General features: G+C 70.5%; 11 protein-coding genes. 8 read left to right on the top strand and 3 right to left on the bottom strand.

Annotated features, from left to right (window positions below; all coding sequences use genetic code 11):
- Window positions 1-94: 94 nt before the first annotated feature.
- Window positions 95-1,615 carry an LCP family protein gene (locus AB0N02_RS38080; protein WP_363957166.1) on the bottom strand — a complete coding sequence of 507 codons (1,521 nt, stop codon included), beginning with the start codon at window positions 1,613-1,615 and terminating at the stop codon, window positions 95-97.
- A 67-nt stretch (window positions 1,616-1,682) separates the two neighbouring features.
- Between AB0N02_RS38080 and AB0N02_RS38075 the strand changes: the two genes are divergently transcribed.
- Window positions 1,683-2,702: a glycosyltransferase family 2 protein gene (locus AB0N02_RS38075; protein ID WP_363957394.1), complete on the top strand. Its 1,020-nt coding sequence runs from the start codon at window positions 1,683-1,685 to the stop codon at window positions 2,700-2,702.
- Between the two features lie 108 nt (window positions 2,703-2,810).
- On the opposite strand, the gene AB0N02_RS38070 is transcribed toward AB0N02_RS38075, so the two are convergent.
- Together AB0N02_RS38070 and AB0N02_RS38065 are read right to left on the bottom strand one after the other, a co-directional pair.
- Entirely contained in the window at window positions 2,811-4,724 is a 1,914-nt protein-coding gene (locus AB0N02_RS38070; protein WP_363957164.1) for a hypothetical protein, read from the bottom strand.
- A 212-nt stretch (window positions 4,725-4,936) separates the two neighbouring features.
- Entirely contained in the window at window positions 4,937-6,349 is a 1,413-nt protein-coding gene (locus tag AB0N02_RS38065; RefSeq protein ID WP_363957161.1) for a bifunctional cytidylyltransferase/SDR family oxidoreductase, read from the bottom strand.
- Window positions 6,350-6,504: 155 nt separating this feature from the next.
- Between AB0N02_RS38065 and AB0N02_RS38060 the strand changes: the two genes are divergently transcribed.
- The 7 genes from AB0N02_RS38060 (at window position 6,505) to AB0N02_RS38030 (ending at window position 14,250) form a co-directional block, all read left to right on the top strand.
- The gene (locus AB0N02_RS38060) at window positions 6,505-8,145 is read left to right on the top strand and encodes a CDP-alcohol phosphatidyltransferase family protein (RefSeq protein WP_363957158.1); all 1,641 of its coding nucleotides are present in this window, start codon (window positions 6,505-6,507) and stop codon (window positions 8,143-8,145) included.
- Between the two features lie 130 nt (window positions 8,146-8,275).
- Window positions 8,276-8,902 carry a DUF5941 domain-containing protein gene (locus AB0N02_RS38055; protein WP_363957155.1) on the top strand — a complete coding sequence of 209 codons (627 nt, stop codon included), beginning with the start codon at window positions 8,276-8,278 and terminating at the stop codon, window positions 8,900-8,902.
- Window positions 8,903-9,005: 103 nt separating this feature from the next.
- Window positions 9,006-9,740 (top strand): phosphocholine cytidylyltransferase family protein, encoded by a 735-nt coding sequence (locus AB0N02_RS38050; RefSeq protein WP_363957152.1) that lies wholly within the window; start codon window positions 9,006-9,008, stop codon window positions 9,738-9,740.
- 5 nt (window positions 9,741-9,745) lie between these two features.
- On the top strand, window positions 9,746-10,786 hold the full coding sequence (locus AB0N02_RS38045; protein WP_363957391.1) for an iron-containing alcohol dehydrogenase family protein: 1,041 nt from the start codon (window positions 9,746-9,748) through the stop codon (window positions 10,784-10,786).
- Entirely contained in the window at window positions 10,764-11,531 is a 768-nt protein-coding gene (locus AB0N02_RS38040) for a CDP-alcohol phosphatidyltransferase family protein (RefSeq protein WP_363957149.1), read from the top strand. Before AB0N02_RS38045 ends, AB0N02_RS38040 begins: the two co-directional genes overlap by 23 nt.
- A gap of 196 nt (window positions 11,532-11,727) precedes the next feature.
- The gene (locus AB0N02_RS38035) at window positions 11,728-12,609 is read left to right on the top strand and encodes a glycosyltransferase family 2 protein (RefSeq protein ID WP_363957388.1); all 882 of its coding nucleotides are present in this window, start codon (window positions 11,728-11,730) and stop codon (window positions 12,607-12,609) included.
- A gap of 861 nt (window positions 12,610-13,470) precedes the next feature.
- Window positions 13,471-14,250, top strand: a complete 780-nt coding sequence (locus tag AB0N02_RS38030; protein WP_363957146.1) for a hypothetical protein — start codon at window positions 13,471-13,473, stop codon at window positions 14,248-14,250.
- Window positions 14,251-14,342 lie beyond the last annotated feature (92 nt).

The following is a 14,342-nucleotide window of genomic DNA, read 5'->3' as shown; positions in this document are numbered from 1 at the left end:
CGTGTCCCGGCACCGGCCCGGGTTACCGCGTGCCCTGATCGTTACCGCACTCCCGGCTTCCGTTTCCCCGCCGGACGCCTCGCGCGCGACGGACTCATTTCTTGCAGATGTTCTGGGTCGCCGTCCTGGCCGTGGGGACGGTGCTCTGGGTGGCCGTCGGGGACGGCGTCGCAGCCGGGGTCTCCTTGACGGTGACCTTCTTGACCCCCGAGTACTCGCTGCCGACGATCACCTCGATCCGGTCGCCGAGGGTCTCGATCAGGCGCGTCTCGGATCCGGGCAGCGCGGCCGACAGGGTGCGCGCGGAGTCCTCGCGGCCGGGGCCGTACCGGACGATCGTCCTGTCGTGGTCTCTCTCCCGGGTGTCGCCCGCGCCCTGGGGGACCATGAACCCGATCCGGAGCAGGTCGGCCCTCGTCCGCGCGCCGAGGCCCCTGATCAGGGTGCCGTTGAGCACCCTGACCGCGATGCGCGCGGGCGGCACGGTCAGCGGGGTGGCCGAGGGGGAGGGCTTGGCGGAGGGGGAGACGGACGGGGAGGCGGACGGGCTCGCCGTGGGAGCGGCGGGCTTGGTGAGCGACTCGTCGGCGGCGATCCGGCGGAACAGGTCGGCGGCGGCCTGCTTGTCCCAGAGCACGGCGGATTCGCCGGTCGGCGTCCGGTAGTCGACGTCGGAGAGCGGGACCGTCGCGAAGGCCACGTCGTCGGTCGAGACGTTCTTGAGCTGGTCGGCCAGGCCGAGCAGGTCCTTGCGGAGCGCGTCGTCCACGCTGAGCGTGCCGAGGGTGCTGTTGACGAACGCGGTGAGCTTGACGGGGTTGGTCAGCGTGCCGCCGCTCAGCGCCTGGTGCAGCAGGGCCGAGATGACCTGCTGCTGGCGGTCGATGCGGTCCAAGTCGGAACGGGCGGTGGCCCGGGTGCGGGCGTAGGACAGGGCCTTGGCCCCGTCGAGGGAGTAACTGCCCGGTTCGAGCTTGAGGCCGGTCTTCGGGTCGTCGATGGCCACGGGGGTGCAGACCGAGACGCCGCCCAGCGCGTCGACCACCTCGATGAAGCCGAGCACGTTGACCTCGACGTAGTGGTTGATGGTCAGGCCGGTGGCGTTCTGCACGGCGCGTACGGCGAGCTTCGGGCCGCCGAGCTGGTAGGCCGCGTTGATCTTGTGCATGCCCTGGCCGGGGATCGTCGTCCAGGTGTCGCGGGGGAGGCTGACCACGGTGACCCCGGTGTGGTCCTCCGACAGATGGAGCACCATCATGGTGTCGGTGCGCTGGCCGGACTCGCGACCCAGTTTGAGCTGGTTCTGCTGCCGGCGGGTGAGGTTGTCGCGCTTGTCCACGCCGACGACCAGGATGTTCATGGCGCCGGTCGAGCGCGATCCGGGCACGCCCGCGTCAACCGACTTGATCTTGTTTCCCACGTAGCTTGTGAACGCCCACGTCGTCCCCGAACCGCCCAGCACCAGGCAGGAGAGCGCGCCGGCCAGGATCAGGCCGCGCCGCCGGGAACGAGCGCTCCGGGCGGACCGGCGGTCACGCCGTGGACTCACCCGGACCGTTCCGTAGGCGTCACCGCCCACCCGCACGGCCGAGTCCTCGTCTTCCGGGTCGCGCATGCGTGGCCCCCTAGGCGTCCAGCTGGGTCGATGAGGTACCCGTCCGTACAGTAGCGTGAGCGACGCCATGAAGCAGTTCCCCGACTCGCCCGCGCCGGCGTCGTCTCCCGAGACACGTGTCTGGCCCCCCATCTCCATCGTCATCCCGGTGCTGAACGAGGAGCGCCATCTTCGGGAGGCGGTGCGTCAGGTCCTGTCGCAACGTTACGCGGGACCGATCGAGGTCGTGCTCGCCATCGGTCCCTCCAAGGACCGCACCCAGGAGGTCGCGGACGCGATAGCCGCGGAGGATCCGCGGGTGATCGTGGTCCCGAACCCGACAGGCCGCACACCGAACGCCCTCAACGCCGCCATCGCCGCGTCCCGCAACGGGATCATCGCCCGGGTGGACGGTCACGCCATGCTCCCGGACGACTACCTCAGGGTCGCGGTCGAGACGCTGGAGGAGACCGGGGCCGACAACGTCGGCGGCATCATGGCCGCCGAGGGGATCACACCGTTCGAGCAGGCGGTCGCCCGCGCCATGACCTCCAAGATCGGTGTGGGCGGGGCCAGGTTCCACACCGGCGGCACCGCGGGCCCGGCTGACACCGTCTACCTCGGGGTGTTCCGCCGCGAGGCGCTGGAGCGCGTCGGCGGCTACGACGAGCACTTCCAGCGGGCGCAGGACTGGGAGATGAACCACCGCATCCGCGAGACGGGCGGCCTGGTGTGGTTCCAGCCCCGCATGCGCGTCTCCTACCGGCCCAGGCCGACGGTCAGCGCCCTGGCCAAGCAGTACTTCCACTACGGCCGCTGGCGCAGGGTGGTCGCCCGCACCCACGAGGGCACGATCAACCTGCGCTACCTGGCCCCTCCGGCGGCCGTGCTGGCCATCCTCGCGGGCCTGCTCGTCTCGCCGTTCCTCTGGCCCGGCCTGCTGATCCCCGGCGGCTACCTGGCGGCGATCCTGGCGGGCGCCGCGGTCACCGGAAACGGCCTGCCCGCCGCGGCGCTCCTGCGGCTGCCGCTGGTCTACATGACCATGCACATGTCGTGGGGGTGGGGCTTCCTGACGAGTCCGCGGAGCCTCGCCAAGTCCGGCTGACCCCGCGTTCCCGGGCCGGCTCGTTCTGCTTGTTCCGCTTGTTCCGCGTCTCCGGGCGCATCCGCGCGGGCGCGGCCGTCACACCGTACGGTCGCGCCCCCAACGCCCTCAACCGCCCGTGAGGGCGGTCCCCGCCGTCCCCGCGACCCCCGAAATCCCCGGGACCCCCGCGGCCCCCGGGACACGGTCCGGGCCGTCCACGCCCCCGCCGGGGCCACTGGGGCCACCGGGGCCGTCTGGGCCACGGACCTCGCAGGCGCGGGCGTAGGCGGCGTTCACCGCCTCGTTGAACCGGGTCATGGCGTCCGGGCGCTCGGGGCCCAGCAAGTACGTCCTGAGCCTGCGCCGTGCCGCCGCCAGGACGTCCTCCCCGCCCTCTCCCAGGCCGCGCAGCACGCCGGGGAGCCGCTCCAGGTCCTCGGTGAGCAGGTAGCCCGCGGCCGTGCTCGGGTACCGCTCGCGGAAGACCTCCACGGGCAGTCCCGCCACGTTCGTCACCATGTACGGCTTGCCGCTGGCGACGAAGTCGGCCACCACGCTGGAGATGTCGGTGACCAGCAGGTCGGCCTGGTTGAAGCAGCCGTACAGGGTCGGTTCGCCGCCGGTGACGACCAGGTGCCTGATCGTCCCCGTGCCGCCGGAGCCCGCGGGATGGCGGGCGATCGACCCGGACAGCTCGGCCGCCTCCAGCATCGCGCTGATCCGCCGGTGCGCCTCGCGCGCCTCGCGGCTGCGGTAGCCGGTCAGCGGGTGCGGTTTGTAGATGATCCGTACCGGGGGCGAGTGGGCGAGCAGGGCCGCGACGATGCGCGGCCCCATGGTGACGATCGAGGTGTGGAACAGGTCGTCGGTCCACCCCTCCCAGGTGGGCGCGTAGAGCACCGTGCGGTAGGGCAGGCCCGGCCCCCGGGTGTGGATCCCGGACAGCTGCGGGCGGCCGACCTCGTGGACGTCCTCGTCGCGCACACCCACCCGGGCGCGCAGGTACCGGTCGCGCCCGGCCCGGCCCGCCACCCACACCTCGTCGTAGACCTTGGTGAACGGGTTGAACGAGGCCTCCTTGTCGCTGTCGCCGTGGCCGACGAAGACGCTGCGCATGCCCCGGATGCGGAGCATGTGGATGTTCTTGCCGACGTTGGAGGGGTACAGGCACAGCCGCGCGCCCCCGAGCGCTTCGAAACCCATCAGGTCGGCCGCGGAGGGAACGCAGACCACCGGCAGCGAGGTGCCGGTCAGGATCCCGAACATCTCCCGTTCCCGCAGCACCACCACGGCCCGCCGGTCCGCCCGCTCCAGCGGGCGCAGCCACATGGTGACCTGGTAGGCGGAGTCGTTCGGCCCGGAGAAGTAGAGGACCACCTCGGGGTCGTAGGCCGCGAGCCGTTCCCCGGCCGTCCGCAGCACGCCCTTCCTGTCCTTCAGCGGCCGGATCCGGAACAGGTGGGGCAGCAGGGCGGCCACGCCCGCCGCCCCGATCCCCAGCGCGATCACCACCCCGTCCGCGCCCAGGTGGCCGCCGCCGAGCGCCGCGTCCAGGGCCGCGCCGCCGATCGGCAGCATGTCGAGGTGGAGCAGGCGCATCCTGCGATGGTCGACCAGGACGTTCCACGGCGCCGCCGGCGTCTCGGGCACGCCGAGGTTGCGGGTCAGCACCGGCAGCTGGTTCAGCGTCCGGTGGTAGCGCAACGCCAGCCAGGTCTGCGCGGCCCGCACGCCGTGCAGGGCGAACAGCCCCAGGACCAGGAGGGCGAACCAGGGGGAGTCGGTGCCCGCCGTACGGGCGGCCAGGACGACGGCGGCCATCTCCCGCAGCACGAACCGCGTCGTGATCCCCAGATGCACCCTGCTCAGCAGATCGACCAGCGGGCGGGCGCGATGCCTGGCCGCGATCTCCGCCGCGTAGGACAGGGCACAGCACGCCAGGAACGGCCACGGCCTGGGCCACAGGGCGGTGACGACCAGCGGCGGGTACGAGCCGAGCACGGCGGCGCACACCATGAGGGCACGAAGATCATGCTTCATCCTCTGACGCTAACCGGTGGGTGGTGTTCGCCCTGGTAGACGCGCTGTGGCTACTTGTCCGGTTGAGGTAAGGATTGGGCATGTCGGCATGGGTCTGGGGGGTGGCGCATGAGGTGAGGAGGTATGCGCCCTTTCGTCGTCACCGCCGGGTCACCGTCACTCCCGGTCGGCCGGGGGCCGGGCGCGGTCGAGCACTCCCGGGCGGCCGGGGTTCAGGCGCCGTCGAGGCGGACGTCGATCACCTGGCCGGTCAGCTGCGAGACGAGCACGTCCAGCGAGGTCTGGGCGACGGCGCGCGGAGAGAGAAGGGTGTGCACGGGTTCGTCCCCGAAGGCGCGGATCCGCATCGGGGTGCCGGTCCGCTCCGGGTTGACGCAGTTGACCCGCACGCCGTACTCGGCCCACTCGTCGGCGAGCGCCTGGGTCAGGTTGACCACGGCGGCCTTGGTGGAGGAGTAGAGGCTGTAGTCGGCCCGGCCCCTGGTGTAGGAGGAGGAGGTGTAGAGCAGTAGGTGGCCCTGGGTCTCGCGGAGGTGGCGGATGGCGGCCCTGGCGACGTTGACGGGACCGAGGTAGTTCACGCCCACGGTCTCGGTGATCGTGGCGTCGTCGACCTCGCCGAGCTTGCCCATGTGCAGCACCCCGGCCGTGTTGACCACGTAGTCGATCCTGCCGGTCTCCTTGGCCGCGTGGGCGAGGGCGTCCTCGACCGCCTGGGGGTCCTCCACGCGCACGCCGTTCAGCGACCTGGAGAAGGAGAACACCTCGGCGCCGTGGCGCTCGGTCAGGTCGACCACGTCGGCGCCGATGCCGTAGCTGCCGCCGAAGACCACCACGGTCCTGCCCTCCAGCGCCTCACGGTAGGCGAAGGAGGAGTGCTCGGGGGCGGTGCCCGCGGCGAGCTGGAAGAGCTTGTCGGCGATGAACACGTCGACCGGGTGGGTGACCTTCATGTTGTGCTCGCTGCCCGGCACGATGTAGATCGGCACGTCGGGCAGGTAGCGCAGCACCACGCCGCAGTCGTCGGTCGGCGGCTGCCGGTCGAAGTCGGGGTCGGCGAACGCCCGCTCGTAGGCCTCGCGGATCACCGACAGGCGGAAGCACTGCGGGGTCTGACCGCGCCGGAGCCTGGCCCGCTCCGGGATGTCGCGGATGATCTCCCCGCGCGGCCCGGGGGCGGCGACCACGATCGTGTCCGAACTCGGGATCGCCACGTCGACGGCCGAGTAGACCTTCAGGGCCTCCACACATTCGGTGATGATCCGGGGTTCCAGCAGCGGCCGTACGGCGTCGTGCAGGAGCACGTCGCACTCCTGGCCGCCCAGGGCCCTCAGCGCCCGCCAGGTGGTCTCCGTACGGCTCGCGCCGCCCTCCAGGATCTTGCTGACCTTCCTGAAGCCGCCGTGGGCGACGACCTGTTCCACGTCCTCGGTGAAGCCGGGCGTCATCAGCACGATGATCTCGTCGATCTCCGGCGCACCGTTGAACACGGCCAGCGTGTGCTCCAGAATCGTCTTACCAGCGATCTTGATGAGCTGTTTGGGGGTGTTGAGGCCGACGCGCTGGCCGACCCCACCGGCGAGGACGACCCCGACGGTGCGAAGGCGTGGTTCAAGAGCGGCCAAGGTCTGCTTCCTTCAACGGTCCGGATACGGCGAGCGTAACGGTTGAGTACCCGATACCGGGTCGCGGTCCCGTGCTATGCAGTCAAGATCTCGCTACGCTAAGTGCGCACTCCCCGATTCGCGCGGTGATCCCGTCGGATACGAAGGAGCCAGATTTGCAGGATCAGGATTCCGACCCTTCCCCGCCGCCCGACTCCGCACCACCCGACGATTCCGGGTCGCCCGCCGTCGCGCGGACGATCGCCGTCGTGCTCGCCGGCGGCGGGGGCGCCGCTCTGCGCTGCGCCGACGGCACGCTGCTCGACAGGCTGACCGGGCAACTCGTCACGCTCTCCACCGGGGACGTTCACGTGATCGCCCGGTCCAGCGACGTCATCCACCCCCCCGGCGGGGCCTACATGATCGGTTCGGAGGGGTCGGGCGGCCTCGCGGACGACCTGCGCAGGGTCGCCGGGATCGCCCGTACGGCCACCGGGCCGGTGGCCGTGACCGCGGGGGACCTGGTGGCCCACACCGAGGCGCTGGCGTTGCTCCTGGAGCGCGCGGGGCGCCGTACGGGCGCGCTGGTGGTCAAGGGAGGTGAGGAGCCGGGGCCGCTGCGCCCGCCGGCCCGGATCGAGAGGGGCCTGCTGGTCGCGGCCGGGACCTCCTTCCATGACGTCACCGAGCCCAACGGCACGTTCAGGGGCGTCTTCCAGGTGGGCGTGGACGACCTGCTGACCCTGGCCGCGACCGCGGAGACGCTGGCGGACCTGGCCGAGGTCGGCCGGTTCGGCGCCATGGACGGCGCGGAGGCGGGCGAGCTGCTGCTGGCCGGTCTGCTGCGCTCAGGCGTCAAGGTGGCCGCGGTCAGGCTCGGGCGGCTGCGCTGCGAACGGGTGGCGACCCAGGCCGAGGCGGACGAGGCCGTGCGGCGCCTGGGCGAGGTCGACGAGGCCGACGCCCGGCTGGACTCCGCGGTCAAGACCGAGGACGGCTTCTTCGCCACCTACTTCGTGAGCTCCTGGTCCAAGCACGTGGTCAAACTGGCCGCCAGGCTGGGCCTGACGCCGAACGCGGTCACCGGGATGTCCGTCGGCCTGGCCGTGCTGGCCGCCCTCTGGTTCTCCGCCGGCACCCGTTCCGCGCAGGTCGCCGGGGCGGTCCTGCTCTACCTGTCGTTCGTGCTCGACTGCGTGGACGGCCAGCTCGCCCGCTACACCCGCGCCTTCTCCCCGCTCGGCGCGTGGCTGGACTCCACCTTCGACCGGGTCAAGGAGTACGTCGTCTACGTGGGTCTCGCCGTCGGCTACGTGGCGGGGGCGAACGACCCGGGCGGCGCCCCGGAGGGCATCTGGGGGCTGGCGGTCGGGGCGATGATCCTGCAGACGCTCCGCCACATGATCGACTTCTCCTACGCCGGGGCCCGCACCGACGCGGAGCGGGCGCGCCCGGCGTGGGCCGGGGTCGCGGGCTCGCTGACCACGCGGGGCGACGTGGTCGCCCGCCCCTCGCCGCGGAAGGCGTCGCGGCACGGTGACGGTGACGGTGACGGGGCTGTGGACGAGGGCGGGCCGCGTCCGCGGACGGGCGGGGGCAACTGGGTCGTACGGCTGTCGCGCCGCCTGGAGCAGGACTCCCTCACCCGCTGGCTCAAGAAGATCATCGTGCTTCCCATCGGGGAGCGGATGGCCCTGATCGCGGTGACGGCGGCTCTCTTCGACGCGCGGGTGACGTTCGTCGCGCTGCTGGTCTGGGGCGGTGTCGCCGTCCTCTACACGCTCGCCGGCCGGGTCGGCAGATCGGTCGGCCGATGACGGCGGCGGCCGGGCCGTACGGCCTCCGTGTCCAGGCAGGGCCGGGAAGAGGGCACGAGGCGTCCGGGCCGTACGGCTCGCGCGGCGCGGCGGGGGAGCCGCCGAGGGACTTCAGGAAAGGGGCGCGATCGTGGTGACCACCGTCCAGATGACGCCGGTGCCGCGCGGCAACGTGATGGCCTACCGGGACGACGGGGTGCTGTCCCGCGCGATGGGCACGCTGGTCGCGGGCCAGCTGCCGCCGCTGCCGCCCGTGCTCGCCGGGACGTTCGTGACCGGGGTGCTGCTGATGGTCGGGGTGGCGGGCAGCGACGGCCTGGCGGTGTTCGCGCCGGCGGTGGCGCTGCTGCTGGCGGGCCCGGGCAGTTCCCACCCGCACGACGGCCGGCTCGACTGGCTGGTCCCGCCGATCCTGCGCCTGACCGAGTACGGGTTCGTGGCGTCGGTGGGGTTCGCGCACGGCGTGCCGCCCTGGTTGATCTTCACCCTGCTCGGCGCGATGGCCTTCCACCACTATGATCTTGTTTACCGCCTGCGCCAGCGTGTCTACCCGCCCGCCTGGCTGGGCACTTTCGGGCTCGGCTGGGACGGTCGGATGCTGCTGATCGCACTGGGCGGCCTCACCGGACAGGTGACCTTGCTCTTTGTCCTGTTCTCTCTCTATCTGTGGGGCCTGTTTGGGTGGGAAAGCGTGACCTGCTGGCTGGCCGTGCCGAGATCGGGGACGGACACGGCGGAGGCGGGGGCACACGATTGAGAACACCCGGCAAACCTCCGATTACACGATCAGGGCCTGAAGGCAACTAACCTTTTGAGCCAGGAGTGCCCGTGGAGGGGCTCACTTGGATGAGGAGTGCACGTTGCTGGGAATGGTGCTGGCCGCCGGGGCCGGACGACGCCTGCGGCCGTACACCGACACGCTGCCCAAAGCGCTCGTGCCGGTCGACGGTGACACCACGATCATGGACATCTCGCTGCGGAATCTCGCGGCCGCCGACCTCCGTGACGTCGTGGTCATCATCGGTTACCAGGCGCAGGCCGTACACGAGCGGAAGGCCGAGCTGGAGCGGCGGCACGGTGTGAAGCTCACCCTCGTGCACAACGACAAGGCCGAGGAGTGGAACAACGCCTACTCCCTGTGGTGTGCGCGCGACTACTTCGACCAGGGCGTGCTGCTGGTCAACGGCGACACCGTGCACCCGGTCTCCGTCGAGGAGACGCTGCTGGCCGCCCCCGCGACCAGCGACATCCTGCTCGCGGTCGACGACGTCAAGAAGCTCGCCGACGAGGAGATGAAGGTCACCCTCGACGGCGACGGCCATCTGAAGCTGATCACCAAGCTGATGGACCCGGCCGACGCAGCCGGGGAGTACATCGGCGCGACGCTGATCCGCCCCGGCATCGGTGAGCGCCTCGCCGACGCGCTTCAGGCCACCTTCGAGCGCGACCCGCAGCTGTACTACGAGGACGGCTACCAGGAGCTGGTCGCCCGCGGCGAGAAGATCGCCGTCGCCCCGATCGGTGAGGTCTCGTGGGTCGAGGTCGACAACCACGACGACCTCGCGAAGGCGCGGGAGATCGCGTGCCGATACTAGCCAGGATGCTGCCCGCCCCGCTGACCATGGAGGTACGGCGGGGCGCGATCGCCCAGCTCGGCACGCTGCTCGCCGACAGCCGGGTGGCGACCTCGGGGCGGGTGGCGGTGGCCGTCGGCGCGGGCCAGGGGGACCGGATCGCCTCGGTGATCGCCCCCTCGCTCGGCGAGGCCCAGGTCTTCCGGGTGTCCGACGGCTCGGTCGACGCGGCGGTCTCGCTGGGGGCCGACCTGCGCAAGGGCGCCTACGAGGCGGTCGTCGGCATCGGCGGCGGCAAGACCATCGACGCGACCAAGTACGCCGCGTCGCTGGCCGGGATCCCGATGGTCGCGGTGGCCACCAACCTGTCGCACGACGGCATCTGCTCGCCGGTCGCGTCGCTGACGCACGACGGGGGCAAGGGCTCTTTCGGCGTGCCGATGCCGCTGGCCATCGTGGTCGACCTCGACTTCGTCCACGACGCGCCCGCCTCCCTGGTCCGCTCCGGGGTCGGCGACGTGGTGAGCAACCTGTCGGCGATCGAGGACTGGCAGCTCGGCAACGCCGAGCGGGGCGAGCCGATCGACGGCCTGGCCTGCTCGATGGCCCGTACCGCGGCGGAGGCGGTGATCGGCAGGTCCGACTCGATCGAGTCCGACGCCTTCCTGACCGTGCTGGCCGAGGCGCTCATCCTGTCGGGCATGTCGATGGTCGTCGCCGGGTCTTCCCGTCCTTCCAGCGGCGGAGACCATGAGATCCTGCATGCCGTGGATCAGCTTTTTCCGGGCACCTCCAATCACGGCGAGCTCGCCGGGATCGGTGCCGCCTTCTGTTTCTTCCTCCGCGAGGACTCGCGGAGGCTGACCCAGGTCGTCGACTGCCTGCGCGGGCACGAGCTGCCGGTCACCCCAGCGGATGCCGGGCTGACCGACGAGCAGTTCGCCGAGGCGGTCATGCTGGCGCCCTCGACCCGTCCGGGGCGTTACACGATCCTGGAGCACCTGCGCCTGTCCGAGCCGGAGATTCGCGATCGGGTGGGGGACTATGTCCGGGCCGTCGGTCGCTGAGTTCCGCGCGGTCGCCCAGCCGCAGTCGACCATGGGCCGCAACAGCGGCGAGCACTGGGCGGGCTCGCTCTACATGCGCAAGCTGTCGATCTACGTCACCTGGTTCCTCGCCAAGACGCCGATCACCCCCAACCAGACCACCTGGCTGATGATCCTGTCCGGGCTGCTGGCGGGCGTCGTCCTGGCGCTTCCCGGCCTGTGGGCGGCCGTGGGCGCCGCCCTGCTGATCCAGCTCTACCTGCTGCTCGACTGTTCGGACGGCGAGCTGGCGCGCTGGACGGGACGCACCTCCATCACCGGTGTCTACCTCGACCGGGTCGGCCACTACTTCGCGGAGGCCGCCCTGCTCATCGGGCTGGGTTTCCGGGCGTCCGAGGTCCTTCCCGACTGGTACACCGTGATGGGCTTCGCCGCCGCGCTCGGCGCCATCCTGATCAAGGCGGAGACCGACCTGGTCGACGTGGCACGTGCCAGGTCGGGCCTGGTCGCGGCGACGGAGAGCTCGGCCGAGCACTTCCGGTCGCGGGGTCTCGGCATGGCCCGCAGGGCCGCCGCCGCGCTGAAGTTCCACCGGCTCGTCCAGGCGGTCGAACTGTCCCTCATCGTGGTGCTCGTCGCACTGTGGGACACCCTCAGCGGCGGCCTGGCCGCGACGAGGGTGCTCATGGTGGCCTGTGTGGCGGTCGCGGTGCTGCAGATGATCCTGCACCTGGTGAGCATCCTGGCATCCAGGCGGCTTTCATGAGGAACCGGATGGCGTCGCGGTGCGTCGTAGGTGCGAACACTCACCTGTTTGGTGAGTGTTTGCCAGCGGTTCCGATACGCTTATTGTCCGGTAAATCAGGAAGTTGTAACGAAGCCAGAATCGCCCCACCCAGCAGACTCGGTGATCATGAAAGTATGCTCGGCACGTGCTCTCGACGCGTCAAGGCGATGACCCGTTGAAGATCTCGTGCGTCATCCTCACCATGGGCAACCGGGTTCCCGAGCTGGCCCGGGCGGTCGAGTCCACGCTCAACCAGACCGACGGCGACGTCGAGGTCGTCATCGTCGGCAACGGCGCGGACGTCCCCGAACTGCCGGTCAGCGTCCCCGTCGGCTCGTCGGCCTCGATCAGGACCGTACGGCTGAGCCACAACACGGGCATCCCGGCGGGCCGCAACCGCGGCGTCGAGGAGTGCTCGGGCGACGTGGTCCTCTTCCTGGACGACGACGGCTGGTACGGCGCACCGGACCTCGTCTCCCACCTGCGTGAGCGCTTCTCCACCGAGCACGACCTCGCGGTCATCTCCTTCCGCGTGATGGATCCCGAGGGCGGGGTGGGGCAGCGCCGCCACGTCCCGCGTCTGCGCGCCGGCGACCCTGAGCGGTCCTCCCCGGTGACCACCTTCCTGGGTGGCGCCTGTGCCATCCGCCGTTCGGCCTTCCTCCAGGTCGGCGGTCTCCCCGAGCGTTTCTTCTACGCCCACGAGGAGACCGACCTGGCCTGGCGGCTGCTCGGCGAGGGCTACCGCATCGAGTACGACGCCCAGACCGTCATGTACCACCCGCAGGTCCCGCCGACCCGGCACACGGACTTCTACCGCCTCAACGCCCGTAACCGGGTCTGGCTGGCCCGCCGGAACCTCCCCTGGCCCCTGGCCACGCTCTACCTCCTCAACTGGATCGTTCTCACGCTGCTCCGCGAACGCTCCCGCCCGGCCCTGAGAGCCTGGTTCAAGGGCTTCGGCGAGGGCCTGCGCGAGCCGGCCGGAGAGCGTCGCCCGATGGGCTGGAAGACCGCCTGGCGCATGCTCCGCCTGGGGCGCCCGCCCATCGTCTGAGGCCTCCGTACCGGGCCGGATCGCCCGGCCCGGTACGCGGCCCGCCCTGTGCCTCGCTCTGTGGCCCGCACTGAGGTTCGGCCGCATGGCGGTCGCCGCGGGGCCGTACCCGGCTCATGCGGTGATCGGCCCGCCGAACCTGCTCCGGACCCGCCCCGAACCTGCTCCGGACCCGCCCCGGACCCGCTTCGGATCCGCCCGTCGTGTACGCCCGCCCGTCGCATACGCCCGCCACATGCGCCCGGAAAACTCATCCGGTCCGATCCGGCGGACGACGGGAAGAAAAGGCGCCGAAACCATCATCCGGGGCTTCGTCGGGAGACATTTCCGTCCGCCGGTGACCTCATGTGTCCGTCTTCGAGCGGCCGGCGGGTTTTCGAAGAGCGCGACCTCTCATTGCGGGTGAACAATCCCCGCCGGAGACTTTTACCGTGACGTATCGTCGGGGCCGGGGTTGATTTCCATGCCTTTGTGTTCGGGGTGGAAACCCCTCCGGAGAACGATCCGGAATTCCCGTCACTCCTGGAGAAGAGGTCGGTAGTGAGACGGTTCATCGGGTCGACCGGTGGCAGGGGACTGAGCATCGTCGCCGCGGGGATGGTCATCGGCGCCGCCGTCACAGGCTGTGGCGACCAGGGGGAAGACCGGCGCGCCTCCGTTCCGGGCACGACGGCGCCGTCTCCGTCGGCCTCCGTGACCCCCTCCCTCTCCCCTTCCGTGACACCGTCCTCCTCCGCTTCCGTGGTTCTGCCGTCTCCGGCCGATCCGAGCGGTTCCCCTTCTCCCGTCGCCGGTCCCCAGAAAACGGAAGAACCTTCTATCAAGCGGATCCTCAAAGTGTCGGACGGAAAACGGATTCCCATGCCGCTCGACCCCTACATGATGTCGATGGAGGACCTCAAAAAGGCCGTCGTCGCCCAGGAACTCGCGGCCGACTCATGCATGCGGTCCCTGGGGTTCACCGACTGGGAACCCGGTGCCGTCCGTTCGTGGGACCCGGAGTCCTTCAAGGAGTACGACTACTTCGAATATCTCGATCCCGCCACCGTGGCCGTGCAGGGATATCCCCGCCCCTCGGCGGATCCGGAACTCGCCGTCCTGAACGGGCCCGACCCCGAAAACGGCCCGTCGCAGGAGCAGATGGCCGCCTACGAGGGATACGAGCAGCAGACGAAGACGGGCCGTGCGATTCCGGAGGGAGGCTGTTTCCAGGAGGCCAGACGCAAGATATACGGCCAGAGCGCCGGCCTCGTCGAGCTTCCCGCGGACGCGCGCAACCTGGCCGTGCTCGCGCGCAGTTCGGCCATGAGCGACAGCAGGGTGCGCCGGGCACTCGCCGAGTGGAAGAACTGTGTGACAGCCGAGGGACTCTCCTATGAGAGTCCGGTGGTTCCGCCGAACGACATCGCATGGGTCAACCGGGACCCTTCCGTCCCGGCGAGCGAGGAAGAGAAAAGGGTGGCCCGAATCGACGCGGGGTGCCAGAAGGCGGCGAACGTCGTCGGGGTCTACAAAAGCGTGCGGATCGCCTACGAGAAGCACCTGGTGGCCTCCCAGCAGGAGAAACTGACCGAGTCCAGGGCGATCCTGGAGAAGTGGAAGGCGAACGCGGCGGCCCTGCTCAAAAAGAACGGCGGTTAGTAGGGCTTGGTTACCTTGGGTGGTGAGGGTGTGTCTCCCGTTCGGGGGTGACAGGGATGACACCACAAGAACTCGAGGCCGCACGCGAGCGG

Source organism: Streptosporangium sp. NPDC051022 (assembly GCF_040683035.1).
Lineage (GTDB): Bacteria > Actinomycetota > Actinomycetes > Streptosporangiales > Streptosporangiaceae > Streptosporangium.
Note: the sequence above shows the minus strand (reverse complement) of the source record. Positions and strands in the feature narration are given on the sequence as shown.